Origin of the sequence: Egibacter rhizosphaerae (genome assembly GCF_004322855.1) — a bacterium.
In the GTDB taxonomy this organism is placed as follows: domain Bacteria; phylum Actinomycetota; class Nitriliruptoria; order Euzebyales; family Egibacteraceae; genus Egibacter; species Egibacter rhizosphaerae.
Genome location: NZ_CP036402.1, coordinates 2,327,768 through 2,354,626, shown reverse-complemented (window position 1 = coordinate 2,354,626; position 26,859 = coordinate 2,327,768). Strand labels below are relative to the sequence as shown.

General features: G+C 71.2%; 27 protein-coding genes and 1 pseudogene. 15 read left to right on the top strand and 13 right to left on the bottom strand.

What is annotated here, in order from left to right:
• Positions 1-189 precede the first annotated feature (189 nt).
• Positions 190-729, top strand: coding sequence for a PadR family transcriptional regulator (locus ER308_RS10960; RefSeq protein WP_165492000.1), 540 nt, complete (start codon positions 190-192; stop codon positions 727-729).
• A 49-nt stretch (positions 730-778) separates the two neighbouring features.
• The gene (locus ER308_RS10955) at positions 779-1,888 is read left to right on the top strand and encodes an inositol-3-phosphate synthase (protein ID WP_131155023.1); all 1,110 of its coding nucleotides are present in this window, start codon (positions 779-781) and stop codon (positions 1,886-1,888) included.
• On the opposite strand, the gene lepB is transcribed toward ER308_RS10955, so the two are convergent.
• Complete coding sequence (gene lepB, locus ER308_RS21565; protein WP_165491999.1) at positions 1,866-2,345, bottom strand: signal peptidase I; 480 nt, start codon at positions 2,343-2,345, stop codon at positions 1,866-1,868. The two genes, ER308_RS10955 and lepB, sit on opposite strands and share 23 nt — an antisense overlap.
• Positions 2,346-2,406: 61 nt before the next feature.
• Here lepB and sodN point away from each other — a divergent pair, with 61 nt between their 5' ends.
• Together sodN and malQ are read left to right on the top strand one after the other, a co-directional pair.
• On the top strand, positions 2,407-2,823 hold the full coding sequence (gene sodN / locus ER308_RS10945) for a superoxide dismutase, Ni (protein WP_131155022.1): 417 nt from the start codon (positions 2,407-2,409) through the stop codon (positions 2,821-2,823).
• The gene (gene malQ / locus ER308_RS10940; protein WP_131155021.1) at positions 2,824-5,049 is read left to right on the top strand and encodes a 4-alpha-glucanotransferase; all 2,226 of its coding nucleotides are present in this window, start codon (positions 2,824-2,826) and stop codon (positions 5,047-5,049) included.
• Here the strand turns inward: malQ and ER308_RS10935 are convergent.
• The 4 genes from ER308_RS10935 to ER308_RS10920 form a co-directional block, all read right to left on the bottom strand.
• A complete protein-coding gene (locus tag ER308_RS10935) occupies positions 5,037-5,897 on the bottom strand; it encodes a prenyltransferase/squalene oxidase repeat-containing protein (protein ID WP_131155020.1) in 861 nt (286 codons plus the stop codon). The two genes, malQ and ER308_RS10935, sit on opposite strands and share 13 nt — an antisense overlap.
• A complete protein-coding gene (locus ER308_RS10930) occupies positions 5,890-6,714 on the bottom strand; it encodes a helix-turn-helix domain-containing protein (protein WP_131155019.1) in 825 nt (274 codons plus the stop codon). The genes ER308_RS10935 and ER308_RS10930 overlap by 8 nt, the downstream gene beginning before the upstream one ends.
• 88 nt (positions 6,715-6,802) lie before the next feature.
• The gene (locus ER308_RS10925; RefSeq protein WP_131155018.1) at positions 6,803-8,224 is read right to left on the bottom strand and encodes a CCA tRNA nucleotidyltransferase; all 1,422 of its coding nucleotides are present in this window, start codon (positions 8,222-8,224) and stop codon (positions 6,803-6,805) included.
• Positions 8,225-8,346: 122 nt separating this feature from the next.
• Complete coding sequence (locus ER308_RS10920; RefSeq protein ID WP_131155017.1) at positions 8,347-9,426, bottom strand: type IV pilus twitching motility protein PilT; 1,080 nt, start codon at positions 9,424-9,426, stop codon at positions 8,347-8,349.
• Between the two features lie 162 nt (positions 9,427-9,588).
• Between ER308_RS10920 and ER308_RS10915 the strand changes: the two genes are divergently transcribed.
• The 6 genes from ER308_RS10915 (at position 9,589) to ER308_RS10890 (ending at position 15,647) form a co-directional block, all read left to right on the top strand.
• The gene (locus ER308_RS10915) at positions 9,589-10,044 is read left to right on the top strand and encodes an NUDIX hydrolase (protein WP_205745569.1); all 456 of its coding nucleotides are present in this window, start codon (positions 9,589-9,591) and stop codon (positions 10,042-10,044) included.
• 43 nt (positions 10,045-10,087) lie between these two features.
• Positions 10,088-11,800, top strand: a complete 1,713-nt coding sequence (murJ, locus tag ER308_RS10910; protein WP_131155015.1) for a murein biosynthesis integral membrane protein MurJ — start codon at positions 10,088-10,090, stop codon at positions 11,798-11,800.
• Positions 11,801-11,909: 109 nt separating this feature from the next.
• The gene (locus tag ER308_RS10905) at positions 11,910-12,278 is read left to right on the top strand and encodes a hypothetical protein (protein ID WP_131155014.1); all 369 of its coding nucleotides are present in this window, start codon (positions 11,910-11,912) and stop codon (positions 12,276-12,278) included.
• A gap of 89 nt (positions 12,279-12,367) precedes the next feature.
• Positions 12,368-14,029: a protein kinase domain-containing protein gene (locus ER308_RS10900; RefSeq protein WP_276319894.1), complete on the top strand. Its 1,662-nt coding sequence runs from the start codon at positions 12,368-12,370 to the stop codon at positions 14,027-14,029.
• Positions 14,029-14,634, top strand: coding sequence for an RNA polymerase sigma factor (locus ER308_RS21560; protein WP_165491997.1), 606 nt, complete (start codon positions 14,029-14,031; stop codon positions 14,632-14,634). The genes ER308_RS10900 and ER308_RS21560 overlap by 1 nt, the downstream gene beginning before the upstream one ends.
• Complete coding sequence (locus tag ER308_RS10890) at positions 14,631-15,647, top strand: anti-sigma factor family protein (RefSeq protein ID WP_131155012.1); 1,017 nt, start codon at positions 14,631-14,633, stop codon at positions 15,645-15,647. The genes ER308_RS21560 and ER308_RS10890 overlap by 4 nt, the downstream gene beginning before the upstream one ends.
• Before the next feature lie 72 nt (positions 15,648-15,719).
• Here the strand turns inward: ER308_RS10890 and ER308_RS10885 are convergent, their stop codons facing one another.
• A complete protein-coding gene (locus tag ER308_RS10885) occupies positions 15,720-16,022 on the bottom strand; it encodes a hypothetical protein (protein ID WP_131155011.1) in 303 nt (100 codons plus the stop codon).
• A 326-nt stretch (positions 16,023-16,348) separates the two neighbouring features.
• Here ER308_RS10885 and trxB point away from each other — a divergent pair, with 326 nt between their 5' ends.
• The 3 genes from trxB to ER308_RS10870 all read left to right on the top strand — a co-directional run bounded on the left by trxB (position 16,349) and on the right by ER308_RS10870 (position 19,269).
• Positions 16,349-17,290, top strand: coding sequence for a thioredoxin-disulfide reductase (gene trxB, locus ER308_RS10880; RefSeq protein WP_131155010.1), 942 nt, complete (start codon positions 16,349-16,351; stop codon positions 17,288-17,290).
• A 456-nt stretch (positions 17,291-17,746) separates the two neighbouring features.
• Complete coding sequence (gene trxA, locus ER308_RS10875) at positions 17,747-18,070, top strand: thioredoxin (RefSeq protein ID WP_131155009.1); 324 nt, start codon at positions 17,747-17,749, stop codon at positions 18,068-18,070.
• Positions 18,071-18,123: 53 nt separating this feature from the next.
• Positions 18,124-19,269 carry an N-acetylmuramoyl-L-alanine amidase gene (locus tag ER308_RS10870; protein ID WP_131155008.1) on the top strand — a complete coding sequence of 382 codons (1,146 nt, stop codon included), beginning with the start codon at positions 18,124-18,126 and terminating at the stop codon, positions 19,267-19,269.
• Positions 19,270-19,318: 49 nt separating this feature from the next.
• Here the strand turns inward: ER308_RS10870 and ER308_RS10865 are convergent, their stop codons facing one another.
• A complete protein-coding gene (locus ER308_RS10865; RefSeq protein WP_131155007.1) occupies positions 19,319-19,513 on the bottom strand; it encodes a hypothetical protein in 195 nt (64 codons plus the stop codon).
• Positions 19,514-19,675: 162 nt separating this feature from the next.
• On the opposite strand from ER308_RS10865, the gene ER308_RS10860 reads away from it, so the two are divergent.
• Together ER308_RS10860 and ER308_RS10855 are read left to right on the top strand one after the other, a co-directional pair.
• Entirely contained in the window at positions 19,676-20,923 is a 1,248-nt protein-coding gene (locus ER308_RS10860) for an aminotransferase-like domain-containing protein (RefSeq protein WP_165491996.1), read from the top strand.
• Positions 20,920-21,846 (top strand): D-alanine--D-alanine ligase family protein, encoded by a 927-nt coding sequence (locus ER308_RS10855; RefSeq protein WP_131155005.1) that lies wholly within the window; start codon positions 20,920-20,922, stop codon positions 21,844-21,846. Before ER308_RS10860 ends, ER308_RS10855 begins: the two co-directional genes overlap by 4 nt.
• Before the next feature lie 105 nt (positions 21,847-21,951).
• Here the strand turns inward: ER308_RS10855 and ER308_RS10850 are convergent, their stop codons facing one another.
• From ER308_RS10850 to ER308_RS10830, 6 genes and pseudogenes are all read right to left on the bottom strand, one after another.
• The gene (locus ER308_RS10850; RefSeq protein WP_131155004.1) at positions 21,952-22,893 is read right to left on the bottom strand and encodes a ParB/RepB/Spo0J family partition protein; all 942 of its coding nucleotides are present in this window, start codon (positions 22,891-22,893) and stop codon (positions 21,952-21,954) included.
• The gene (locus tag ER308_RS10845) at positions 22,890-23,726 is read right to left on the bottom strand and encodes a ParA family protein (RefSeq protein WP_276319838.1); all 837 of its coding nucleotides are present in this window, start codon (positions 23,724-23,726) and stop codon (positions 22,890-22,892) included. Before ER308_RS10845 ends, ER308_RS10850 begins: the two co-directional genes overlap by 4 nt.
• A 660-nt stretch (positions 23,727-24,386) precedes the next feature.
• Positions 24,387-25,043, bottom strand: a complete 657-nt coding sequence (rsmG, locus tag ER308_RS10840; RefSeq protein WP_165491995.1) for a 16S rRNA (guanine(527)-N(7))-methyltransferase RsmG — start codon at positions 25,041-25,043, stop codon at positions 24,387-24,389.
• A gap of 147 nt (positions 25,044-25,190) precedes the next feature.
• Positions 25,191-25,796, bottom strand: a complete 606-nt coding sequence (locus tag ER308_RS10835) for a Jag family protein (RefSeq protein WP_240731806.1) — start codon at positions 25,794-25,796, stop codon at positions 25,191-25,193.
• Positions 25,797-25,916: 120 nt separating this feature from the next.
• A pseudogene (locus ER308_RS23210) lies at positions 25,917-26,150 on the bottom strand (Jag N-terminal domain-containing protein); the annotation flags it as partial.
• Positions 26,072-26,833, bottom strand: coding sequence for a YidC/Oxa1 family membrane protein insertase (locus ER308_RS10830; RefSeq protein ID WP_131155000.1), 762 nt, complete (start codon positions 26,831-26,833; stop codon positions 26,072-26,074). The pseudogene ER308_RS23210 and the gene ER308_RS10830, both read right to left, overlap by 79 nt.
• Positions 26,834-26,859: the final 26 nt, after the last annotated feature.

Sequence of the window (26,859 nt, the reverse complement as noted above, 5' to 3'; positions counted from 1 at the left end):
CCCGAGTGTAAGCAGCCACCGGACGAGGAGCGACGGCACCGTCCACCGTCGGCGACGAGGCCCCGGACTCGCATGGCATATCGAGGCGATATATCGTGCCGATGGGCGGCGAAGGTGCCGGCAGATGCCCGCTGCCGACCGACCCGCCGGGTGCGGGCCAGTGACCGCGAGACGGGACGAGGAGTCGACGTGCTGGAGCTCGCCGTCCTCGGGCTGCTCCTGGAGCGGCCCCTGCACGGCTACGAGCTGCGCAAGCAGCTCAGCCAACGGCTGGGGCTGTTCTGGAGCGTCTCGTTCGGCAGCCTCTACCCGACCCTCGCGCGGCTCGAGCGGCGAGGCGACGTCGAGAAACTGGCCCCCGCAGACCGCGGATCTCGCCGCAAGCAGGCCTACCAGGTCACCGAGCAGGGGCGGGCCCGCTTCCTGGAACTGCTGGAGGAGGGCTCCCGCGGCACCGACGACGAGCGATTCCGGCTCCGTCTCGCGTTCTTCCGCCACCTCGGGCCCGAGTCGCGGCTGCGCCACCTCGAGCGGCGCCGCGAGGTGCTCGCCGAGCGACTCGACGAGCGCGAGCGCTCCCTCGCCCACGCCGAGTCGACGGGCACCGACGCCTACACCCTCTCGTTGCTCCGTCACGGCGTGCGCACCACCGCGCACGATCTCGCCTGGCTCGACGATCTCCTCGCCGCCGAGCGCACCGGATTCACGCCCACCGACCCGCACCCCTGATCGCGCACCTCACCGATTCATCACCACCGCACCCGTTCAAGGAGACCAGATGGACCGCCCCCCTCAGCCCGACGCACGACCGAGCCCCGTCCGCGTGGCGGTCGTTGGAGTCGGCAACTGCGCGAGCGCGCTCGTCCAGGGCGTGACCTACTACGCGGACGCCGATCCCGACACGGTCGTGCCCGGGCTCATGCACGTCGAGCTCGGTGGCTGGCACGTGCGTGACCTCGAGTTCGTCGCCGCCTTCGACGTCGAGGCGAAGAAGGTCGGCCGCGACCTCTCCGAGGCCCTGGTCGCCGCACCGAACAACACGGTGCGGTTCGCCGAGGTCGCGCCGCTGGGGATCGAGGTCCAGCGAGGCCCCACGCTGGACGGCTTCGGGCAGTACTACCGGGAGGTCGGCGAGGAGAGCGACGCCGCCCCGGTGGACGTCGCCGAGGAGCTGCGACGGGTCGAGGCGGACGTGCTCGTCTGCTACCTCCCGGTCGGTTCGGAGGAGGCGACCGCGCACTACGCGGAGGCCGCGCTCGAGGCGGGCGTCGCGTTCGTCAACTGCCTACCCGTGTTCCTCGCCAGCGATCCCGCCTGGGCCGAGCGGTTCCGGTCAGCCGGCGTGCCGATCATCGGGGACGACATCAAGTCGCAGGTCGGCGCCACGATCGCGCACCGCGTGCTCGCGCGACTCTTCGAGGACCGCGGGGTGCACATCGACCGCACCTACCAGCTGAACTTCGGCGGGAACATGGACTTCATGAACATGCTCGAGCGTGAGCGCCTCTCGTCGAAGAAGCAGTCGAAAACCCAATCGGTCACGAGCCAGCTGTCCGAGCCGATGTCGAACGACTCGATCCACGTGGGCCCGAGCGATCACGTGCCGTGGCTCGAGGACCGCAAGTGGGCCTACATCCGCCTCGAGGGGCGGAACTTCGGGGACGTGCCGCTGAACCTGGAGCTCAAGCTCGAGGTTCATGATTCACCCAACTCCGCGGGGGTGGTGATCGACGCGATCCGGTGCGCGGCCCTCGGCCGCGCGCGCGGCGTCGGCGGTCCGCTGTTGGGCCCGTCGAGCTACTTCATGAAATCGCCCCCGGAGCAGTACCACGACGACGTCTGCCGCGAGATGGTGGACGAGTTCATCAGCGGCGACGGGTCGGCGTGAGCCGGCCCGCCCGTTCCCGCGGGTGGTAGATGCTGCGCGCGACCCCGCGGATGGCGCCCCGGGGTAGCGGACCGAGTTGACGGCTGTCGGTGCTCGCCGCAGACGCGTCGCCGGCGACGGCCACCTCGCCGGCTCCCAGCCGCGTCGCGCGACCCGTGAGCTCGACGGTGTCCCCGGCGACGCCGACGACCCGCTTCACGGCCTCCCCCCGCCCGGGCAGGCGCACGACCACGAGATCGCCGGTGACGGCCCGCACCCCCCGGCGGACGAGCAGCCGATCGCCGTGCTCGAGCGTTGGACGCATGCTCCCGCCCCGCACGACGACTCGGCGATGGGCGCACGCCAGCGCCGCGACCACGAGACCGCCCAGTATCGCGGCGAGGCGGGCGAAGGAGGCCCCGACGTTGGCCGCGGAGAGCCGGTGCGACGACATCGGCCCGGTTGATCCACGTCGCATGTGGTTAGGCTACGGGCTCGGAAGCCACGTCCGCGCCATCGATGAGGAACAAGGAGGACCCATGCTCGCAGCGCGTCTCGCAGGGCTCGCAGACCGTCTCCGCGATCCCGCTCCGGTCAACGCCCACTGCGACCTCATGTGCGGCGTGTACGACCCCGCCCAGGCACGGATCGAGGCCCAGTCGGTGGTCAAGTCCGCCGAGAAGTACCAGGACTCCGACGACCCGGTGTTCCGGGACCGCGCCATCATGATCAAGGAACAGCGCGCGGAGCTCGTCAAGCACCACGTCATGGTGCTCTGGGCCGACTACTTCAAGCCGCCACACGTCGAGCAGTTCCCGCACCTGCACGACCTCGTGTGGCGGACGCTGAAGCAGGCCGGCGACGCGAAGAAGTCGATGGACCCCGAGGTCGGGCGGAAGCTGCTGGAGCTCATCGACGAGATCGACGACATCTTCCAGAAGACCCAACAGGGCTAGTTGGGCGACACGGGACGGCAGCCGGCCGGCACCAACCCCGAGCTCGGACGACTCGCGCACGCCCACGGGGTCGCCACCGCCTACCGCGACAGCGACGAACGCGAGCGGCCCGTACCGGAGGACACGGTGCGGGCCGCCTTGCGCGTGCTGGGGGTGCCGTGCGAGGACCAGACCTCGATCCGGGCCGCCCTCACGCAGGCGAACGAGGCGCCCTGGCGCCGTTCCGCACCCGCCACCCACGTGGTCACCGGCGACCGTCCCGTCCCCGTGCCCCTCGCGCTCGACGACGATGCACGCCTGACCGCGGACCTCACCGGGCCCGGGGGCAGGCGCCGGCTCGCCGAGGCGGCGGGACCCGACCAATGGGGACAGGCCGCGACCGCGACGATCGACGGGCGGCGGCATCGGGCCGGCGCGCTCGCGCTGCCGACCGACCTCCCGCTGGGCGACCACGCGCTCACCCTCGAGATCGCCGGTCGTGAAGGCACCGTGACCCACCACAGCACGCTCGTCGTCACCCCCCCGCGCGCTCCCCGACCCGATGACGTCGGCCTCGGATGGGGCTGGATGGTGCAGTTGTACGCCCTGCGGTCGGAAAGCAGCTGGGGGCACGGCGACCTCGCCGACCTGGCGGCACTCGCGCGCTGGACCGGCGGGGCCGGCGGCGACTTCGTCGTGGTGAACCCGCTGCACGCGGCGAACCCGAGCGTGCCGGTGGAGGAGTCGCCGTACTACCCCTCGAGTCGGCGGTTCGCGAACCCGATGTACCTGCGGGTCGACGCGCTGCCCGAGTTCGAACTGCTCGACGCGGCGGACCGCGAGCGAGTGGTCGCACTCGCACGACGTGCTCGCCGCGACAACACGGCCGACCGTATCGAGCGTGACGCCGTCCACGCCCGCCAGCAGGCGGCCCTCGAACGGCTCTTCGCCGCGGGTCGATCCCCGGGGCGCGAACAGGCCCTCGCATCGTTCGTCGCTCGTGAGGGGCGCGACCTGACCGACTTCGCGACCTTCTGCGCGATCGCCGAGCGCTACGGGACGCCGTTCTCGCAGTGGCCCGCGGAGCTGCGCCACCCCCACCGTGCCGAGGTCGCGGCCTTCCGGGCCGCGCACGCCGAGCGGGTGCGCTACCACCAGTGGCTGCAGCTGTGCTGCGACGAGCAGCTCGCCGACTCGCAGCGCGCCGCCGTTGACGCCGGGCTCGGCCTTGGGATCGTCCACGACCTCGCCGTCGGGGTCGACAAGGGTGGGGCCGACGCCTGGGCGCTCCAGGACGAGCTGGGCCTCGGTGTGACCGTCGGCGCGCCGCCCGACGCCTTCAACCAGCAGGGTCAGGACTGGCAGCAGCCCCCGCTCCTACCGAATCGGCTGCCCGAGTCCGGCTACGCACCGTTCCGGTCGATGCTGCGTGCGGTGCTGCGCCACGCGGGCGGGATCCGCGTGGACCACATCCTCGGCCTGTTCCGATTGTTCTGGATCCCCGAGGGCGCCGACGCCGCCGACGGGACGTACGTGGACTACCCGTCGGACGAGATGCTCGGGATCCTCGCACTGGAAGCCCACGAGGCCGGAGCGGTCCTCGTGGGCGAGGACCTCGGCACCGTGCCGGAGGGCGTTCGCGACGCGCTCGCGGACCGCCACGTCCTCTCCTCGTCGGTGCTCTACTTCGAGCGCGACGACGAGGGCGAGCTCCGCTCCGCCGACGACTACCCGCGCGAGGCGCTCGCGAGCGTGACGACCCACGACCTGCCGAGCGCGGCGGGATGGTGGGAGCTCGCCGACGTCGACCTCCGCGACGAGCTCGGGCTGCACGGCGAGGGCCACGATCCCGTCGACGCCCGCGCGGCGCGGCAGGCCGAGCGCGACGAAATGGCACAGCTGCTCGTCGACGACCTCGAACGCGTCGGGGACGTCCCGAACGAGCCCCCCGGACTCCCGGCCGAAGTCCAACAGCAGGTGCTGGCGATGCACGCGTTCCTCGGCCGTTCGCCCGCCCGGCTGGTGGCCGCGAGCCTCCACGACGCGGTCGGGGATCTGCGCCAGCCCAACCTGCCGGGCACCGTGGACGACTATCCGAACTGGCGGCGCCCGATCGCGGCACCCGAACCGGGCGGCGCCCGCCCGATCACGCTCGACGAGCTGACCAGCCACCCGTTCGCCTCGCGGTTGATCGAGACGGTGGCGGCCGCTCGGAGGCAGGCCGCCGAGGCCGGTCAGCGGCCATAGGCGTCCAGGACCCGTCGCGCCCGGAGCGTCTCGATGCCGCGCCACTCCAGGATCGACGCCTCGCTCGGCGGGTCCCACTGGATCGGCCAGCCGCCATCGTCCTGCTGATCGGCCTCCAGCCGATCGAGGTGGGCGGCGATGAGCTCGTCGGAGAACAACTCCCGCCACGGCGATGCCGCGGTGGGGGCCAGGTACAGGGGCGTGACGCCGTACTCCTCGCTGTCGGGATCCCCCCGGTAGAAGCTCGCCTCGGCCAGGGCGTCCGCGACGCCGGCGGCGACCTTCTCAGCGCGGGGCCGGTCGGGTACGTGCTCGAGGAAGCAGAGGCAGTCCGCGATGGCGTGCGCCTCCCGGGGGATCTCCGCCTCCATGGTCGTCCAGCACCACGCCTCGGCGCGGTCGCGCCACGGGTGCACGACACCGAGCCGGTGCAGCAGCCCCACCAGCCCGGCGGTGGGAAAGAGGCTCAGTTCATAGGTCCACTCGGCCCAGTGGTCGGCGCGCGGGTAGCCCTCGATCACCGGGAACCCGAGCGGCACCGCCCCGGAAGGGTCAGCGATCGACACGAGCCAGTCGCACGCGCGGCTGACCATCGGTTCGTCGACCGTTCCGGCGGCGGCCAGCGTCCCGAGCGCGACCTCGACGTCGGCGGGGATGCTGTGCGGGCAGCGCTTGTCGGGCTCGAGCCCGTGGCCGAAGCCACCGTCGGGATTCTGGTAGCCGCGGAGGGCCTCGACGACCCCGGCCGGGTCGGCGCCCTCGAACAGCGCCGCGAACAGGCGCCGCTCGAGCACGCGGCCGTTGCGATACAGGAAGGTGCGGGCGGCGGTGCGTCGTGTGTCATCCATGGCCGGCAGGCTGCCCGGGGGTCCACGCGCCCGTCTTGAACGATTCGGACACCGGCGAGGCGACGACGGGATCGGGGGAGCCCACCAGCACGGTGGGTGCCGCACCCCCCAGCGCGCGTGCCTCGCGGGTGAGGTGCGCCTGGTCCGCATAGCCGGCGGCCAGGGCGAGCTCGGCGAGACCGGCCCCGGGACACCGCTCCGCGAGGTGCAGGAAGCGGCGGAAGCGGACCACACGCTGGAGGGTCTTGGGGCCGTACCCGACCGCTGCCTCACAGTGGCGGCGCAGCCGACGCTCCCCGACCCCGAGGTCGCCCGCCAGCTCCCCCACTCGGCGCTGCGGCGCGCGGAGCAGCTCACCGACCAGCCCCTGGGTCAGGGCCGCATCGACCGAGCCGCGCGCGGACGTCGCGTCCCGGTCGAGCCGAGCGGCGACGAACGCCTCGATCAGCTGCACCTGCGCGACTGCGGTCCCGGCCTCGCCGAGCCGCTGGGTGAGCCGCTGCGCGGGCGCGCCCCAGACGTCCGCTGCCGGTACCCGTCGGTCGCGGAGCACCGACGATGGCACGCCGAGCACGTCCGGCGCACGACCGGTGCGGAAGCGGAGCCCCACGAAGCCGCTGCCCGGGCCGGCCACGACCGGTGCGGGTCGCGTGTCGGGGCCTGCCACGAGCAGGGTCCGCCCGGTCCAGACCACGTCCATGCAGGCGTCGGGTACCACCGCCGCGCCGGCGTCGGACCCGTCCGGGAAGTGCCTGGCCCACGCGCACAGCACGTGCTCGCGCAGACGCTCCCCGGGAGCCCACTCGCGGTAGCTCATGGACGCAGCCTACGCCGTCCTGCGCCGGGCGGAGGCGCCATCGGCCGAGGGGAGATCGAGCGTTCCGGTCGAGGGTGGGGGAGCGCCGCTAGCGCAGCCCGCGCTCCTGCGCCCACTGGTCGAGGAGCGCGTAGGCCTCCTCCTCGCTCATCGGGCCCTGGTCGAGACGGGCATCGAGCAGCATCTCGCGTGCCTCACCGACGAGCGGCCCGGGCTGGAGGTCGAGGTAGCGCATGATCTCGTTCCCGTCGAGCGCCGGACGGATCCTCGAGAGCTCCTCCTCCTCCTTGAGCTGCTCGATCCGCGCCTCGAGATGGTCGACCGACCTCTCCAGCCACCGCGCCTTCTTCTTGTTCTGGGTTGTGATGTCGGCACGGGTGAGCTGGTTGAGGCGCCACAGCTGCTCGTCGCTGCCGCAGTCGCGGACGTAGCGGCGCACCCCCGAGTCGCTCCACGGCTGGTCCGCGTACCCGTGGAAGCGCAGGTGCATCGCGATCAGCTGGCAGATCTTCTCGACCTCGTCGCCGGGATAGCGCAGTTCCTTCAACCGCTGCCGCGCCATTCGCGCGCCCACGACCTCGTGGTGGTGGAACGTGACCTTGCCGCCGGCATGGAACTCGCGGGTGGGCGGCTTGCCGATGTCGTGCAGCAGCGCGGCGAGGCGCAGGATGCGATCGTCGCGCGGGCAGCGCTCCATCACCGCGAGGCTGTGGGTGTACACGTCCTTGTGGTGATGAATGGGATCCCGCTCCATCCGCAGGTCGCTGACCTCGGGAACGAAACGGTCGGCGAGCCCGGTGTCGCAGAGCACGTCGATGCCCTTCGCCGCGGCCGGGGTCACGACCAGCTTGTCCAGCTCGTCGCGCAAGCGCTCGCGGCTGACCGTGTCGAGCTCGACGGCCATCCGCTCGGCCGCCGCGCGGGCGGGCTCGTCGGGCTCGGCGTCCAGCACGCCGACGAAGCGGGCGAGCCGCACCATGCGCAGCGGATCGTCCCCGAAGCTCACCTCGGGAACCTGCGGAGTCCGCAACCGGGAATCCCGCAGGTCCTGCAGCCCCCCGAACGGGTCGACGAATCGCGGTTCGGGGACCTGCACCGCCATCGCGTTGATCGTGAAGTCGCGCCGGGCGAGGTCCTCCTCGATGCGCTCGCCGTACACGACCTCGGGGTGACGCGAGCCCGGCTCGTAGCGGTCGGCGCGGAACGTGGTGATCTCGACGACCGTGTCGTCGCGCCACGCGCTGATCGTCCCGAACCGCGCGCCGGTGGTCCACACGTGGTCCGCCCAACCGTTCAGCAGCCGCTCGGTCTCCTCCGGGCGCGCGCTCGTCGCGAAGTCGAGGTCCTGCGCCCCCGGCCCGTGGAGCAGCGTGTCGCGCACGGTGCCGCCCACGAGGTAGAGCTCGTGACCGGCGGCGGCGAACCATTCGCCGAGCTCGTCGGCGAGCGGGTACACCGCGACCATGGTCGCGAGCTGACGTTGCTGGGAGTCGGCCACTTCGGCGGTCATCGCCGCGCCATGCTAGTGCGTCCACTCACCCGCACGGCGCCTCGGAGCCCGTCCCGTCCGCCCCGTCGACGCGCGCGGCGCGCAGCGGGCCCGCAGCGGCAGGCGAGGTCGTCCGAGCCGGTTCAGGCGGTGGCGAGGCCGGCCGCCCGCACCGCCACCCGGAAGTCGTGCGGGCTCGTCGCCGTTCCCAGCGCGTCGCGCAACGTGACCACCCCGTCGCGGTAGAGGGCCAAGAGGTGCTGGTCGAAGGTCTGCATCCCGTAGTACTCGCCCTCGGCGATGGCGTCCTCGAGCATCTCCGACTTGTCCGGATCCACGACGAAGTCGTACAGGCGCGTGGTCATCACGAGCACCTCGATCGCCGCGATGCGACCACCCTGGACGCGCGGCAGGAGCCGCTGGCTCACGATCCCCTTCAGGGTGTTCGCCAGCGCCAGCCGCGTCTGTTGCTGCTGGTGCGGGGGAAAGAGGTCGATGACGCGATTGATCGTTTCGGCCGCGCTCTGGGTGTGCAGCGTGGAGAGCACGAGATGCCCGGTCTCCGCCGCCTGCAGCGCCGCGCGCACGGTCTCGAGGTCACGCATCTCGCCGACGAAGATCACGTCGGGATCCATGCGGGCCACCGAGCGCAGCGCGGTGGTGAAGTCCCGCGTGTCGATCCCGACCTCCCGTTGATCGACGATCGCCCGCTCGTCGCGGTGCAGGATCTCGATCGGGTCCTCGACGCTGACGATGTGGCAACGACGGTTCTTGTTGATGTGGCTGATCATCGCCGCGCTCGTCGTCGTCTTCCCGGAACCGGTCGGCCCGGTCACGAGGACGAGGCCCCGCTGCTCCTCGGCGAGCTTGCGCACCGCCGCGGGCAGCCCGAGGGCATCGAAGTCCTGCGCCCCTTGCAGGACCCGGCGGAAGACCAGCCCGACGGAACCACGCTGGGTGAAGACCGCCACGCGGAACCGTCCGACGCCCGGCATCGAGTAGGCGAGGTCGATCTCCTCACCACGCTCGAGCCGCGCCGCGGTGTGCTCGTCGAGCAACTGGCGCGCGAAGTCAGCGGTGTCCTGCGGCGACAGCTCGGGCAGCTCGCCGACCTCGGACAGGTCTCCGTCGATGCGGATGTGCGCGGGCCCGGCGGCCTTCACGTGCAGGTCGCTGCCGTCCTTCTCGGCGAGCAAGCGGAGATAGTCGTGGACGTCCGGCACTGCAGCCTCCTGCGATCGGGCACGCGCCTGTGACCGTCCGCGCGCGCCGCTCCACCCGTAAGGGCCCTCATCACCTCCCTCGGCGTCTCGGCGGCCCGACTTGACTCGTCAACGGTGACCGCACCGAGCCGAGAACGGGCTCGACCGTCTATGCTCCGCGGCATGCCCCGCTATCCCACCAAGCGTGCGGTGTCCGCCGGCGGGATCGTCGTGGACCCACGTGCCGATGGCTGGTGGGTGTTGCTGATCGCCCGCCGGAACGCCGCTGGCGAGTTGCAGTGGACGCTGCCGAAGGGCGGCCTCGAACCCGACGAGGACCACGAGACGGCTGCGCTGCGCGAGGTCGCCGAGGAGACCGGCATCGAGTGCCGTATCGAGGAGAAGCTCGGCGTCATCGACTACTGGTTCGTCTGGCGCGACGACCGTGTGCGGTACCACAAGTTCGTGCACTACTACCGCATGGCTGCGGTGGGTGGGGACCCGAGCGCGCGCGACGACGAGGCCGAGGAGGTGCGGTGGCTGCCCATCGACGACGCGCTCGCGTGCATGGCGCACCCGAACGAGCGGGACCTCGTCCGCAAGGCCGTCCCGGAGCACGGCCGCGCCGACGCTACGTGAGCGCGCACGCGCGCGTCCCCGGCGACGGTGGGACCGAGCGTCGATGAGCGATCCAGCGCCCGATCCGGAGGGCGGTGACCCCGCCCGCGAGGGCTCCTCCCAACGCAGTTCCTACCTCGTCGCCGCGGGGATCGGGCTCTCCCGCATCGCGGGTCTCGCCCGTGAGGCCGCGGTGGCGTCGTTCCTGGGCACCGGGCCCCAGGCCGACGCGTTCCGAGCGGCCTTCCGTATCCCGAACCTCCTGCAGAACCTGCTCGGAGAAGGCGTCCTCTCGGCGTCGTTCATCCCGGGTTTCAGCCAGCTGCTCGCCGAGGGGCGCGAGCGCGACGCGGCTCACATGGCGCGGGTCGTCGGCACGCTCCTCGCGCTCCTGACCGGGGGCTTCGCCCTCATCGGCCTGTTGCTGGCCGAGCCCCTGGCGCGCCTCATCGCGTTCGGGTGGATCGGGACCCCACAGTTCGACCTCACGGTGACGTTCATGCGGATCCTGTTCCCGGGGATCGGCCTGCTCGTCCTCTCCGCGTGGTGCCTCGGGATCCTCAACAGCCACCGGCGCTTCTTCCTCTCCTACGTCGCGCCGGTGCTCTGGAGCGCCGCCCAGATCGCTGCGGTCGTAGCGGCCGGTCTGGCCGGCCTCGGGCTCGCCAACATCGCACAGGCGCTCGCGTGGGGCGTCCTGGTCGGCAGCGCCGCGCAGCTGGCCGTGCAGCTCCCCCGGGTCGTCCGCCTGCTCGGCGGGATCCCACGCCCCAGCCTCGACCTGGGGTTCCCCCCGGTGCGGCAAGCGATTCGCGCCTTCGGGCCGATCGTGGCCGGCCGCGGGGTGGTCCAGCTGATGACCTACGTGGAGCTCGCACTCGCCACCCTGCTCGCCACCGGCGCCGTCTCGGCCATGATGCTCGCACAACCGCTCTACATGCTCCCCATCGCGTTGTTCGGCATGAGCGTCGCGGCCGCGGAGCTGCCCGAACTCGCCCGTGGGCGCGCCGCGGCCGACGCCGACACGCAGGCGGCACGGGATGCACTGGCCACGCGCCTGCGCGACGGACTCGCGCGGATCGCGTTCTTCGTCGCTCCGAGCATCCTCGGGTTCGTCGTGCTCGGCGAGTTCATCATCAGGTTGCTCTACGAGCGGCTCGCGTTCGACGCGAGCGACACACGGCTCGTGTGGTTCATCCTCATCGGGTTCTGCGTCGGTCTGCTCGCGACGACGTCGTCGCGCCTCCTCCAGAACACGCTCTACGCGGCCGGGGATACACGGCGGCCCGCGGTCTATGCCGCGCTCCGGATGCTCCTCGCCGCCACGCTCGGCGCGGTGCTCATGCTCCAGTTCGACCGGGTGGCCTTGATGCCCGACGGCGACCTCGCGCTCGTGGGTGAGCTGCCCGCTCTGGGCCCCCTCGACGCCGGTCTGCGCGAGGATCCCGCGCTGCCGCGCCTCGGCGCGCTCGGCCTCGCGATCGCCGCGGGCGTCTCGGCGTGGCTCGAGTTCGGGTTGCTGCGGCGCGCCGTCCGCCGCCGTCTCGGTGTCCACGTGCGGGTCGGTGGGGGGCGCCTGGCCCGCACCTGGGCAGCGGTGGCGGTCGCGGGCGTCGTCGCCGTCGCCGCCGTGCTGCTCCTCGGCGACCTGCCCGCGCTCGTGGGCACCCCGCTCGCGATCGTTACGACGGGCGTGACCTACCTGGCCGCCGCGGCGACCCTGCGCATCGACGACCCCCTGCCCCTCCGATCGCTCTGGCGGCGTGCGCGCGGCTGACCGCCCACGGGCTCAAGGCCGCCCGCATCGGGGCCGATACCTCGCCTGCGGACCGACCGGTGGCCGATTCGCGACCGGGAGTCGGCAACGGGTCAGGGAGGTGGTCCACGTGGAACGCGGCGACGTGATCGTCGACGGACTGCTCAAGCTGATCGTGGCGCTCGCCGTCGTTGGCCTCCTGTTGTTCGAGACGGGCGCGGTCGTCGTCAACACGATGCAGGCCGAGACCACCGCACGGTCCGTCGCGCAGGCGGGCGCGGCCGCCGTCGACGGCGGCACCAGCGACGAGAGCCTCCGGGAGCTGCTTCGAGACACCGCGGACGAGAACGGCGCCGTCGTCACAAGGTTCCGGCGCCACACCGACGAGGTGGAGGCAACCGTCCGCCGGCCGCCGGACACGGTCGTGCTGCACCGGATCGACGCCCTGCTGTCGCTCGCTTCCCCCGAGCGGGCGGCCACCGCCGACATCGGTGACTGAGGTCACGGACGCCCCACCGCCCGGACGGCGGTAACGCTCGACTACACTGCCGGCAGGTGTCGACCACCGCGATCCGTCGGCCCACATGGATGACTCAGGAAGATCGAACCTCAGCGCTGCCAGCGGGAGCGACGCCGACCCCCACGTCGGGGCCGCCGGTCCCGCAGGTTCTCGCGCGCCGATACGTACTCGAAGAGCGGATCGCCGTGGGCGGCATGGCGGAGGTGTGGCGGGCCCACGATCGGACGCTGGCGCGCACGGTGGCCGTCAAGATCCTCCACGAACACCTCTCGGCAGACGACGCCTTCCGCGAGCGCTTCCGACGCGAGGCGGTCGCAGCCGCCAAGCTCGGGCACCCCGGGGTCGTGGCCATCTTCGACACCGGGGACGACGCGGGCTGGACCTACCTCGTCATGGAGTACGTGGAGGGTGTGACCCTCAAGGAGCGCGTGGCCGAGGAGGGTCCCCTTCCCCTGGAGGACGTTGCGAGCCTGGCCGAGCAGGTCGCGGCGGCCCTGGCCGACGCGCACTTGCACGGACTGGTGCACCGGGACGTCAAGCCGGCGAACATCCTCTGGGCCCCCGACGGGATCGTGAAGGTCGCCGACTTCGGCATCGCCAAGGCCGCGCAGTCCAGCCGTGACCTCACACAAACCGGGACGCTGCTGGGCACCGCGACCTACATCGCGCCCGAACAGGTCCGGGGTGAGCCGCTCGACGGCCGTGCCGACCAGTACGCCTTCGCGTGCGTGCTCTACGAGGCGCTCACGGGAACGCCGCCCTTCTTGGGGAACTCGACCATGGAGACGGCCACGATGCGGCTCCAGGAGGACCCGCTGCCGGCACGATCCCTGCGACCCGACGTCCCGGAGGCCATCGAGGCGGCATTGGCGACCGCCCTCACCGTCGACCCGGCCGACCGGCACCGCTCGGTCCTCGAGCTCGGATGGACGTTCCACCCGTGGGCGCAGCGCATCGCCGAGTCCTCCGACGACAGCACCGAGGCCTCGCCGCCGGCCGAGCCCCCCGAGGGGGTGCCCCCTCCCTCGACGACGAACGACACGGCCGAGTCGGCCGACGCGCAGGCGAGCCCCCGACGCTTCCGGCGTGTCGAGGGTGCATGGCTCGCCTCGGTCCTGGCCTCGCTCGCGGTGGTTGCGACATTGGCGGCCGTGGGCCTCGCCAGCGGGCTCGTCGACGTCGATCGCATCCCCCGGCTCGTGGCGGAGGTCGTCGAGGGCGACGACGAGGCCGACGAGGAAACGCCCGTCGAGATCGGGGCCGGCGATCTCACCGCCTTCGACCCTCCCGAGGTGGAGGACTACCCCGGTGGCAACAACGTGGAGCGGGACGAGCAGCTGCCGAATCTCCTCGACGCGGACGCGTCCACGTTCTGGCGCACCGAGCTGTACGAAGACGCGGAGTTCGAGGGCCAGAAGCCCGGTGTCGGCTTCACCGCGGACCTCGGGGAGGCGCACGAGCTCGCGGAGATCACCCTGCACACCCCGAGCGACGGCATCTCGTTCGAGGTGCGAGTCGCCGACGAACCCAGCGACGACGTCGACGACTGGGAAACGCTCGACGAGGTCAGCGGCGCCGACTCCGTCGAGGTCATCGAGGGCGACGGCGTCGAAGCGCGGTACGTGCTGGTCTACGTCGTGCCCCCGCTGGTGGAACCGGACTTCGACGGCGACGACGGGCAGTACGCCGCGGCCTTCAGCGTCCTCGACATCCGGGGGGAGCCCCCCTGATGGGCGCCGGCGACCCCAGGGCCGCGACCGACGAGGAACTGGTCGCGGGTGTCACCGCAGGCGACCGCGGAGCGTTCGACGAGCTGGTCGACCGCTACGCCGATCGCGTCTACGGCATCTGCTACCGCTACTTCAGGGACGCCGACGACGCCGAGGACGCGGCCCAGGAGACCTTCGTCGTGGTCATGCGCCGCGCGGACACGTTCCGCGGCCAGGCCAAGTTCTCGACGTGGCTGTACCGCGTCGCGACCAACGTCTGCAACGACCTGGCCCGCAAGCGGAGCCGGCGGCCGGCCACCGTGCCGCTCGAGGACCGCCACGCCGGCCCGGACCCCGAGGTCGAGGACGCGCTGTCGCGCCGGGAACTCAACGACGAGCTGCGCCGCGCCCTCGCCGAGCTGGACGACGAGCAGCGCGAGGCCGTCGTCCTGCACGACGTGCTCGGATGGCCGCAGCGCGACATCGCCGAGCGTGCGGGCGTCGCGGTGGGCACCGTGAAATCACGCGTGCATCGTGGGCACGCACGGCTCGCGCAGCTTCTGACCGACCGATCCGCCGACGAGGTGGAACCCTCCACCGATTCCCGACCTCCAACGGGACGATGACCGACCACCGCGACCCCCACCATGCCGGAGCCGAGGCCGACGGGCCCGGCGACGAGGAGCTGGCCGCCTACCTGGAGGGCGAGCTCGACGAGCGGGACGTGGCACGGCTGGAAGCACGGATCGCAACGGATCCCGAGATCGCCCGTCGCCTCGACACGCTCGCCGCGGCGCGCGTCGAGCTGCGCGACATCGACGCCGTGACGCCGCCGGCCGGGTACCGCGAGCGCCTCGCCGGCCACCTGGACGCGGCCTGGGACCGGACACGGGGATCCGCCGCAGCGATCGCCACGCCGACCGGTGACACGTCGGCGGCCAGTGACGCCTCGGCCGGCGAGGTCACACCGGCGGCGGTGGGTCGGTCGCGACGTGCGTGGAAGGGGCCGCTGGGCATCGCCGCCGCGATCGCGCTCGCGGCGGTCGCTCTGCCCACCCTGTTGAACATCGGGCCGACCGACGACGCCACGACCGACGACGCCGATGTCGCCGAGGAGGCGGCGCCCGACGAGGAGGCACTCGACGAGGGCGCGCCCGCCGAGGACGCGCCCGACGAGGACGCGCTCGACGCCGAGTCCCGGGACGTGGAACCGATGGAGGAGCCCGACGCGGACGCGCCGGCGGACGACGCACCGGCCGATGACGGGACCGGGCTGGCCCCTCTACGCATCCAGGAGAGCGCCGGACCGCTGGACGACGCCCCGACCCACGAGGAGGCGCTCGCCGAGCGCTACCGGGACGATGCGGGCCCGCAGACGGGTCCTGCGGACCCCGCGGCCATCGACGCTCGATGGCGCGAGGTTCACGCGGCGCTGGAGGAGCTGGGCGCCGAGGAGTGCGCCGGGACGATCGAGGACGAGCTCGGGCCCGACGCCGCGGTACTGGAGATCGCCGAGGGCACCCTCGACGGCAGCCCAGGGATCGCCGTGCTCGCATTGACCGGAGACGGCGAACGCGTGGCACTGCTCGTGACCATCGATGGGTGCGAGGTCACCGCGCGTACCGACCCCACGTCCTGAACCCGGCAACGAGCGATCTCGCGGCCTCGGGCACCGCCGCACCCCTCGCGCCGGCCCGGTCGGGGGCACGCCTCACATCTGCAGCCCCCGCCAAGCGAAGTACCCGGCAGCGGGGTACGCCAGAACGCCGAAGGCCTGTGGTGGGACGAGGCTCGCGTTCACGATCAACGAGCCGACCATCAACCCGCCCAGCGCGATGCCCACGGCGAGATACGGGAACGGCGGGTCGGTCCGCCCGTCGCTGCCCCACGCGGTCAGCTTGCCGATACCGAACCCCACGATCGCCCCCAGGATGATCGAGCCGAACCCGATCTGGGCCACGAGGATCCCGCCCCCGAGCGCGAGGAGAGCGCTGGGGCCGGCGGCGCGGATCATGCGGCCGGCATTGCTGGGACCCTGGGCGCCCGGCGGGGGGCCCGAGCAATCCGGGCACCGTTGACCGACGCTGCTGCGACGGACGCACTGCGGGCAGATCGGCCGTTCGCAGGCTGAACACGCCAACCGCGTGGTGGTCTCCGGGTGATTCACGCAGGGCTCGGGTTCCATCGCTCGGCAGTGTACGGTCGGGGGCGCGCTTGCCGCTCCCGACTCTCGGCGGTCCCGACTCGCCCCGCGCCGATCTCGGGAAGGGTACGTCCCGGCGCTGCGTTGCATCGCGGGAACGCCCCCGGATGGTGGGACAGACAGAAGGAACCCGTACCATGACAGACCGCATCGAGAACGTCGTCATCGTCGGCTCCGGGCCGGCGGGCTACACCGCCGCGCTCTATGCCGCCCGCGCGGAGCTCGAGCCGCTCGTCATCGAGGGCAGCGAGGCCGGCGGCCAGCTGATGCTGACCACGGACGTCGAGAACTATCCCGGCTTCCCCGACGGGATCCTCGGCCCCACCCTCATGGCCGACATGCGCAAGCAGGCCGAGCGCTTCGGCGCCCGTATGCTCACCTCGGACGTCCAATCGATGGACCTCGAGCACGGGTCGCCGTTCGTGGTCCGGGTGGGGACCGACGAGATCCGCGCCCACGCCGTGATCGTCTCGACCGGCGCGAGCGCTCGGTGGCTCGAGCTCCCGAGCGAGCAGCGCCTGATCGGCAAGGGCGTGTCCAGCTGCGCGACCTGCGACGGCTTCTTCTTCCGGGACCGTGAGCTCGTGGTGGTCGGTGGCGGCGACTCCGCCATGGAGGAGGCCACGTTCCTCACGAAGTTCGCCTCCCGGGTCGTCGTGGCACACCGCCGGGACGAGCTGCGGGCCTCGAAGATCATGCAGGAGCGGGCGTTCAAGAACGACAAGATCGACTTCGCGTGGAACACTCGCGTGGCCGACGTGCTCGGCGAGGAGTTGGTCACCGGGGTCGTGCTCGAGGACACCCGAACGGGCGAGCAGTGGGAGCACCGCACCGACGGCCTGTTCCTCGCGATAGGCCACGACCCCGCCACGCAGCTGCTGCAGGGCCAGCTCGAGCTCGACGAGGAGGGCTACGTGCTCGTCGACGAGCCGACGACCGCCACCAGTGCCGAGGGGGTCTTCGCGGCGGGTGACGTCGTCGACAAGACGTATCGCCAAGCGGTCACCGCCGCCGGTATGGGCTGTAAGGCGGCGATCGACGTGGAGCGGTGGCTCGCGGCCCGCGGGCTCGTCCAGTGACTGGAGCGGGGACTGGTGGTCCGCGGGCCCTTCCGGCGACCGGCGGGAGATGGTCCGCGCCTGACCGATCCCCGGGCCCGCTCCAGTAGACACAAGGGCCCGAATACTTGGGTAAGGCGAGAGATTGCGGGTAGACTCCCCGAACACGCGATGTCGGTTCCCGGTCTGCCGCAGGCGCGGCAATCGGACGCGGTTCGGCTGTCCCCCCGTCATCCGAGCCGCTGGCGAGGGGCGCTCCGGCGCCCCTCGCCTCATTTTCCGCCAGCGGCCCACGCAGGATGTACCGACAGGGCCGAGTGTTGCCGGACCCTCGCAGCGGTACGGTCCCACCGACCGCCCGCGTCGCTTCCCCGCGGCCGGAATAGCCGTCGATCGCGGGGCGTTTACCGCCCAGTATCCGCGCGGTGAACGAGCGACCGCGATCCGATCAGACCACCATTTCGGAGGCGCAAGACGATGAGCGCACAACCCGTGACGGACCAGGAGTGGAAGGCGGAGGTCGAGGGGGCCGAGAAGCCGGTCCTCGTCGACTTCTGGGCGGAATGGTGCGGCCCGTGCCGCATCGTGAGCCCGATCGTCGACGAGATCGCGAGCGAACGCAGCGACGACCTGAAGGTCCTCAAGCTGAACGTGGACGAGAACCCTGACGTCGCGCGCCGGTACCGCGTCATGTCGATCCCGACGCTTCTGCTCCTCAAGGAGGGCGAGGAGGCCAAGCGCATCGTCGGTGCGAAGGGCAAGAACGAACTCCTCGCCGACGTGGACGAGGTCGTTGGCTAGCCACGGCCCGGCGATCGGCTAAGCTATCGCCCGGCGAAGGGACAGCGGCTTCGATGGTCAGGGACGAGCAGGCCCCGCCCCGCATCGTCGCGGGTGACGAAGGGCCCGCCGTGCGCGACGTCCAGGAGCGACTCGCGCGCATCGTCGACCCATCCCTTCCCCTCGACGGGCACTTCGGCGCCGCGACGCTCGCGGCCGTCCGGGCGTTCCAGCGGCGACGCGGCCTGCCCGCGAACGGCGTCATCGGCCAGGAGACCTGGGAGGCGCTGGTCGAGGCCAGCTACACCCTGGGCGACCGGCTCCTGTGGCACTCGCGCACACCGATGCGCGGCGACGACGTGCTCGAGCTACAACGCCGACTCGGGCAGTTGGGCTTCGACGCCGGCCCGGAGGACGCCATCTTCGGGCGGCTGACGCGCGCCGCCGTCGAGGAGTTCCAGCGCAACACGGGGTTGGCCGTCGACGGTGTCGCTGGCGACGCGACGATCCGAGCCCTCATGCGCTTGCAACGCGACCACCAGTCGCCCGGTGTCAGCACACGAGTCCGCGAACGTGAGGCGCTGCGGCGCCTCGCCGGCCGCGGGCTACCCGGCACCCGTATCCTCGTCGATCCGGGGTTCGGCGTCGGCCACTCGGGGCCGACGAGCCCGGACGGTGCGCCTGGCCATGTCGTCACCTGGGAGGTCGCCACACGCCTCGTCGGGCGCCTGGCCGCGCTCGGCGCCGAGGCCACCTTGAGCCGCGGACCGGACACGGACCCGCCCCCGAGCGAGCGCGCGCGTCTCGCCAACGAACTGGGTAGCGACGTCGTCCTCGGAATCGGGGTCAACGCCCACCACAACCCCCGCGCCGCCGGTACGGCGAGCTACTACTTCGGTTCTCTGCACGCCACTTCGGAAGCCGGGAGGCGTCTGGCCGAGCACATCCATGCGGGAGTCGCCAGCGCCGGATGGCTGCCCGATTGCCGGGTGCACCCCGTCACCTGGACCCTCCTGCGCGAGACGCGCATGCCGGCTGTCATCACCGAGCCGGGCTTCTTGACGTCGCCGCGTGACGCGGCTCGCCTGGTCGACCCTCAATGGCAGGACTCCCTGGCCGACGCCTTGGCCAGCTCCCTCGCGCGCTTCTTCTCGACGTCGGGCTACGGTGCCTCAGCGGGCGAGTCGATCATCGAGCACGTCGGAGCGTCCACCCACTGAGCTCGTCGGGCGCCCGATCGCTGCACCGGGGCCGTGAGGCCACGCCGGGTCAGGGAGCGCCACCCGGGCCCGTCTCCCAAGCGCGGCGACGGGGCAGTGCCGCAGCGATCACGAACCCCAGCCCCACGCCCATCAGCAAGCCCACGACGGCACGAACGATCGTGCGCCCGGCGCGGGGGCCGTCCTCGCGAGCCGCCACTGCCTGCGGGGCCAGCGCCAGCGCGACGACGCTCGGGTGGCTCACGCGAGCGGCACGATGCGCTCCTTCGGAGCGGTTTCGTGGAGCCCTCACGCTTCTCCTCCTCGATCGCTCGAACGTCCGGACCGGGCGTGGCGTGGATGGTCCCAGGTTCCCCGGTGCCTGCAACGCTACTCTGCAGCGGTCACCCACGGCGAGGAGCACACGGTGAGCGAGATCCGCCTGGACAGCTACGAGGCGCACTTCGCTGCCCGCACACGCGGTATGGCGGCAAGCGAGATCCGAGCGCTGTTCGCGGTGGCGAATCGCCCCGAGGTGGTGTCGCTGGCCGGTGGGATGCCCTTCCTGTCGGCATTGGACCTCGACGCGGTGGGCGACCTGGCACGGCAGGTGATCGCCGAAGAGGGATCCGTCGCGCTCCAGTACGGCGGAGGCCAGGGGCACGCGCCACTGCGTGAACAACTCGCCCACGTGATGGACCACGAGGGCGTCCCGGCCCATGCCGATGAGCTCGTCGTGACCACCGGGGGCCAGCAGGCGCTCGATCTGACCGCGAAGCTGTTGTGCAACCCCGGGGACGTCGTCCTCGCCGAGGGTCCGTCCTACGTCGGCGCCCTCAGCGCCTTCTCCGCCTACGAGGCCGAGGTCATGCACGTGCCGATGGATGGCGACGGCATCGCCCCGGATGTCCTCGCCGAGCGGCTGGGCCGGATCCGGGCGAGTGGCCGCCGACCCAAGTTCTTGTACACCGTGCCCAACCATCAGAATCCCGCTGGAGTGTCCCTTTCCGAGGGGCGCCGGCAGCAACTGGCCGAGATCGCGGCGCGGGAGGACCTGCTGATCGTCGAGGACAACCCCTACGGGCTCCTCGATTTCAAGGGGGAGATGCGCACGGCGCTGCGTAGCCTGGTGCCCGAGCGAACGATCTACATCGGCACACTGTCGAAGATCTTCTCCCCGGGCATCCGTGTCGGCTGGATCGCCGCGCCGGGTCCGCTCCGGGAGAAGTTCGTGCTGCTCAAGGAGGCCGCGGATCTTTGTCAGTCCAACCTCACGCAGCTTCTGGCGAACCGCTGGCTCTCGACCCAGGACTGGCAGGGACTGATCGAGGCGTTCCGGGACGGGCATCGCGAACGGTCCGACGCGATGCTGAGCGAGCTCACCGCTGAGATGCCCGAGGGTTCCACGTGGAACATCCCGGCTGGGGGATTCTTCGTGTGGCTCTCCCTGCCGCCGGGCATGGACGCGCGGGAGCTGCTCCCCAAGGCGCTCAACGCGCGCGTGGCATACGTACCGGGTGCTGCGTTCTTCGCCGACGGCAGCGGGGGAGAGCACATGCGGCTCAGCTACTGTTACCCGACGCCCGACCGCATCCGCGAAGGCGTCCGACGACTCGGCAGTGTCGTCCGCACCGAAGCCGAACTCCGCGACGCGATGTACGGAGAGCACCATTGACGGGCGTCGCGGTGGTTGCGGGCGGTCTGAGCCTCGAACGGGATGTCAGCCTCCGCTCGGGGGGCCGGGTCGCCGATGCCCTGACCGACCGCGGACACGAGGTTGAGCTCCTCGACCTCGATAGCGCCCTGGTCGAGCGGTTGTCCGAGAAGACCTTCGACGTGGTCTTTCTGGCGTTGCACGGCAAGTCGGGGGAGGACGGAACCGTCCAAGCGCTGCTGGACCTCATGGGGATCCCGTACACCGGGCCCGACGCGACGGCTTCCGCGATCGCGTGGGACAAGGGCGTGTTCAAGGGCCTCTCCGCGCGCCACGGGATCCCGACGCCCGACTGGGTACCGGTGAGCAGCGAGGCCATCCGGGACCTCGGCGCCGCGTCCGCGCTGCCCCGCATCATCGAGCGGCTGGGCTCGCCGCTGGTGGTCAAGCCAGCGCAGGGCGGTGCTTTCATGGGGGTGCGCGTGGTCGATGGGGACGACGATCTCCGCGCGGGCCTCGTCAGCGCGCTGAGCTACTACGACGTCGCTCTGGCGGAACGCTTCGTCCGAGGGTCCGAGGTTGCCATCGCCATCCTCGACGGGGAGGCCCTGCCGGCCGTGGAGATCGTCCCCAAGACGGGTCAGTACGACTTCTCCGCCCGGTACACCCACGGCGCCGCGGACTTCTACGCGCCGGCACGGCTCGACGACCGGACGCGGGGGGAGGCCGAGCAGGTCGCACTGCGCGCATGGGAGCTCGCCGGTTGCCGGGACATCACTCGGGCGGACCTGATCGTTGACGCCGATGGCCAACCATGGCTGCTCGAGTTGGACACCTGCCCGGGCATGACCGAGACGTCGCTGGTGCCCATGGCCGCCGAGGCGGCCGGCATCGGTTTCGACGAGCTGTGTGAGCGCTTGGTGCAGCTCGCACTTCGCCGCTGACCTGCGACGACGCCACGAGTGCCGATCTCCCGGGCGTGGAACCCGAACCGCAAGAGATTCGTCGAAGGGTGCGCTGACAGCGGCCAGAAGCACGAACTCGTCGCGTTATGGCTGCTCGTGGCCGAGCTCCTCGCCAGTTCGTGCACCAAGGATCGCCAGCAGCCGCTCCAGGTCTTCGGAGCCTGCATAGTCCACGACGATCCGACCCCGGTCGGCGCTTCCCTCGATCCGCACCTGCGTTGCGAGCGCGTCGCTCAGCGCCTCCTCGAGGTGGGGGAGTGAGGACCGCCCACGGCTCCCGCCGCGCCGGTTCGCCTCATCCGATCCGCGGCCTCCCGATCGTTCCCCCGTGCCGTCTCCACTGTCCGGTTTCGTGCGAGCGGACCCGGCGGCGCCCTTGCGCGCGAGTTCTTCGGTCGCTCGAACGGACAGCCCTTCAGCGACGACCCGCTGGGCGATGCGCTCCTGCTCGTTCTCGTCCTTGATCGCCAGCAACGCCCGCGCGTGACCGGGCCGCAGTGCACCCGTCGCGACCCGCTTCTGCAGCTCCGGCCCCAGCGAGAGGAGCCGCAGGGTGTTCGTGATCGACGGCCGGGATTTCCCGATGCGATCGGCGAGCTCGTCGTGGGTCAACCCGAAGTCGTCGAGAAGCTGTTGCATCCCCGCGGCCTCCTCGAGCGGGTTCAGGTCGACGCGATGGATGTTCTCGACCAGCGCCTCGGTCAGCAGGTCGCTGTCGTCGGTGGCCCGCACCAGCGCCGGGATCTCCTCGAGTCCCGCGATCTGGGCGGCGCGATACCGACGCTCCCCGGCGATCAGCTCGTACTTGCCGTCCTCGACCGGCCGCACCAGGACCGGCTGGAGCATGCCGAGCTGCCGCAACGACTGCGCCAACTCCTCCAGGCCCTGTTCGTCGAAGTCCTCCCGCGGCTGTCGCCGATTCGGCACGATCGCGCCCAGGCGCAGCGTGAGCAGGCCGCTCCGCCCCTCCGTGGCCGTCGGGATGAGAGCGTCGAGTCCGCGGCCGAGACCCCCTTGGCGACTCATGCGCGTGGTCCTCCGGCAATCGGGGCAGGGGTACCGAGTGAGGCGAGTCGCTCCACGAGCTCACGAGCCAACCGGTGGTACGCGATCGCTCCCCGGGAGGCCGGGTCGAAGACCGTGATCGGCTGTGCGTACGAGGGCGCTTCCGCCAGGCGTACGGACCGTGGGACTCGGGTCTTGCAGACGCGCTCACCGAAGTGTCCCGTCACCTCTGCCGACACCTGCTGGCTCAGCCGGGTTCGCCCATCGTGCATCGTGAGCACGTAGCCGATGATCTCCAGGCCCGGGTTCAGGTTCGTCCGGACCAGCTCCACGTTTCGCTGGAGGGCGCCGAGACCCTCGAGGGCGTAGTACTCGCACTGGATCGGGACCAGCACCCCATCAGCGGCGGTGAGCGCGTTGACGGTCAGCAAGCCGAGACTGGGTGGGCAGTCGATCACGATGAGGTCGTAGACCTCCCGCGCCGGCTCGAGCGCACGGCGCAGCTTCTGCTCCCGGCTGAACGCACTGACCAGCTCGATCTCCGCTCCCGCCAAGTCGATGGTTGAGGCGATGAGGGAGAGGTTGCTCCAGGCCGTGGCCTGTTCACCGTCCGCGAAGGTGGCGTCCCCGAGGAGCATCTCGTAGATCGTGGCCGTGTCCTGTGCGCCCCGCATGCCGACCCCCGAGGTCGCATTCCCCTGGGGATCGAGGTCGGCCAGAAGCACCCGGTGCCCTTGCTCGGCCAGTGCTGCTGCCAGGTTCACCGCAGTGGTTGTCTTGCCCACCCCACCCTTCTGGTTCGCGACCGCGATCACGCGCCCCGAGGGGGCTTCCACCTCTGCCGAAGCGCTCACGGGCTCGCTCCTTCCTCTGGGCGGAGAGCCGGGACCATGGTGCCCGCTCACCGGCACCGAGCCACCAGACATCCACAACGGGGCGACCTCGGACGCAGCACGGTACGCGTCCCAGTCTCACCGACCCGGCTGCAACGTCAGGGCGGGCACGGCGAGCATAGCGCCCGAACGAGCCCAGGCGGCCCCCGGAGTCAGGCGCTGGCTTGCCCCACGGTTCCAGCAGCGGGGTCGGCCACTCCAGCACCGCGCGATCGGCCACTCCAGCACCGCGCGGCCGGCCAGTCAGCGAACGGGCGAGTCAGGCTGACACGCCATCCCTCGCTCCTCGGACCGACCAACCGGTGCCCGGGAGTTCGTTCCACGTGGAACCAGGGGTGGAACAGCGACGGGCAGTTCTCCGGCTACTACGGACGGCCGCCGCGGTCACCGTCAAACGGCCTCGCTGTCCTCCGGGCTTCCGCCCCTGGATCGATCCGTGCGATCCGGCCGCCACGGCCTCCAGGCCGCGTCGTTCCACGTGGAACACCGTGCCCACCGCCAGCGACCAGCGTGCGGCTTCGGCAGCGCCCACCGCGACAGAGGTCACCGCGGGCTATCGCTCCCGACGCCCCCGTGTCCGAGCCTGTCACTCCCGCTCACGTCACGGTCGGCTTTCGCCGATCAGGCCAGGGGGTGGCGCTGCGGGACGCCGTCAGCCCGTGGTGTCGTAGCCGGAGGCGCGCCCACTGCTCGGAAGCGCACCAACCGCACCACGGTCGCGGCGTCGGCCACCTCCTCCACGGACTCGATGTCAAGCCCGAGCATGTCGGCGGCGGAGCGGCCAGCCTCAAGCTCGGCATCCACCCCGGGACCCTTCACCGCCACGATCTCGCCCCCGGGACCCACAAAGCCGCGGGCGAGTTCCGCGACCACCGGAAGTGTCCCCAGCGCGCGAACGAGAACCCCGTCGAACCTGCCGCGCAACTCTGGATCGCGGGCTAACTGCTCCGCCCGTCCACACCGCACAGCCGCGTTCGCGACACCGAGCACTGCGCAGAAGCGCTCCACCTCGCGGACCTTCTTCGCGCGGGCGTCCGCGAGCACCACCTCGACGTCAGGACGTTCGATCGCCAACACGATGCCGGGGAGCCCGCCACCCGTCCCGAGGTCGAGCCACGAGCTATCCGGGCGAGGATTGAGATGCTCGACGACAGCGCGGCTCTCCACGATGTGTCGCTCGCGCACGGACGCCCGCGCACCCCGTGAGACCAGATTGATGGGGCTGTCCCGCAGGAGCTCCGCATACCGGTCGAGCCGTTCCTCGGCCTCCTCCGTCACACTCGCCCCACCCTCACGGCTCGGACGCTCCCAGCGCCGTCCCAGTCGTCGGACCCGACGATCCGCTCGGCCGGACACGTCGCTCGCACACGGACGGCGCGGCCGGTGGTGCGATCCTCGCTCCCACCGACCCGGGACCCGACGAAGCTACTGCTCGAGGGGATGGATGACCACACGGCGCCGGGGCTCCGCCCCCTCGCTCGTCGACGTCACTCCACCCGCCTTGGCGATGATGTCGTGCATCATCTTGCGCTCGTAGGGATCCATCGGCTCGAGCCGCTGGGGTTCCCCGCTCTCCCTCGCGAGGGCGATCGCATCCCGGCACTTGTCGCGCAGCTTCTCGACCTGACGCTCTCGGTACCCCTCGATATCGACGCGCACGTGCGCTCGACGCTCCGTGCGCCGCTGCGTCGCGCAGCGCACGAGCTCTTGGAGGGCCTCTAGCGTCGCGCCTCGGCGCCCGATGAGCAGGCCGGTGCCCACGTCCGAGATGTTCACCAGGGCCTGCTCCTCGCGGACGACGATCTCGATGTCCCCCGGCAGGCCGAGTTGATCGAGCAGCCCCTCGATGAAGTCGGCCGCGATCTCGGCCTCCTCGTCGAGCTGCTCGATGCGCTGCTCCGGGGTCAGCTCGCTCGCCTCGGCGGTGTCGTCGCCCTCGAACTCTTCGTCAACAGGCGCCTCATCGGTCGACTCCGAGGCCTCGTGATCCTGTCCGTCGGCCATCGCGTCGGGTTCGGTGGTGTCGCTCACGGTAGGCTCCTCGCCTCGTTGCGCGGCCACGTGGTCTGTGTCGGCCGCAGGTGCTTCGGGCTGTGGTCCGGGCGGTTCGTGGCGGAGCGTGCTCTCGGTGTCGCGCCGCGTCGCATACACGCGCGCCGGCCGTCTCCGCAGCCAGCCTCTGGTGGGCCGCTCCAGCACCACGACCTCGAGCGCGTGGGGGGCCGCGCCCAGGACGACTGACGCCTCGGCGACGGCCTCCTCGATGGTCGGCCCCGTCGCTTCGGTCGAGCGTGCTCGCTCGTTGGTCACGCCGGCTTCGTGGTCGCTTGGGCGGGGGGTGGACCGACGTTGCGAAGCATCAGCCACTGTTGCGCCATCTGCCATAGGTTCGTCGTGACCCAGTAAAGCACGACACCTGACGGAAAGTTGAACGCGAAGATCGTCAGCATCGGGGGCAACACGTACATCAGGATCTTCTGCTGCGGGTTTTGCCCCGCCTGCGGGTTCATCGCCATCATCGTCTTCTGTGTCAGGAACATCGTGATGCCCATCAACGCCACCAGGACGAGGGCTCCGATACCGTTGCCGTCCGCGGCCCGCGCCGAGAGGCTCTCGACAAGGATGAACCCACTCGTTTCCAGTTCCTCGACCTGCACCTGGGCGCTCCGGGAATCGAGGACCCAGAACAGCGCGATGAAGATGGGGATCTGAGGGAGGAGCGGCAAGCACCCCGCCATGGGGTTGACGTTGTGCTCCTTGTACAGCGCCATCATCGCTTCCTGCTGCTTCTGGCGCTTCGCCTTGTACTTCTCCGGGTCCGTCTTCATGAGGGACCGGTCGACCTTGTACTTCTCCTGGATCTTCTTCATCTCGGGCTGCAACTGCTGCATGGCCCGCATCGACCGGATCTGCTTGACCGCCAGCGGCAACAATAGGACCCGCACAGCCACCGTCAGCAGCACGATCGCCACCGCCCACGAGTAGGCAGGGAGCACCGGCTCGATGACGCTCTGGAAGAACCGCAGGACCGACTCGAGTCCTTCCAGGAGGCTGATCCAGATCTGCACTGCGGTCTCCTTACGGAGTGGAGGGG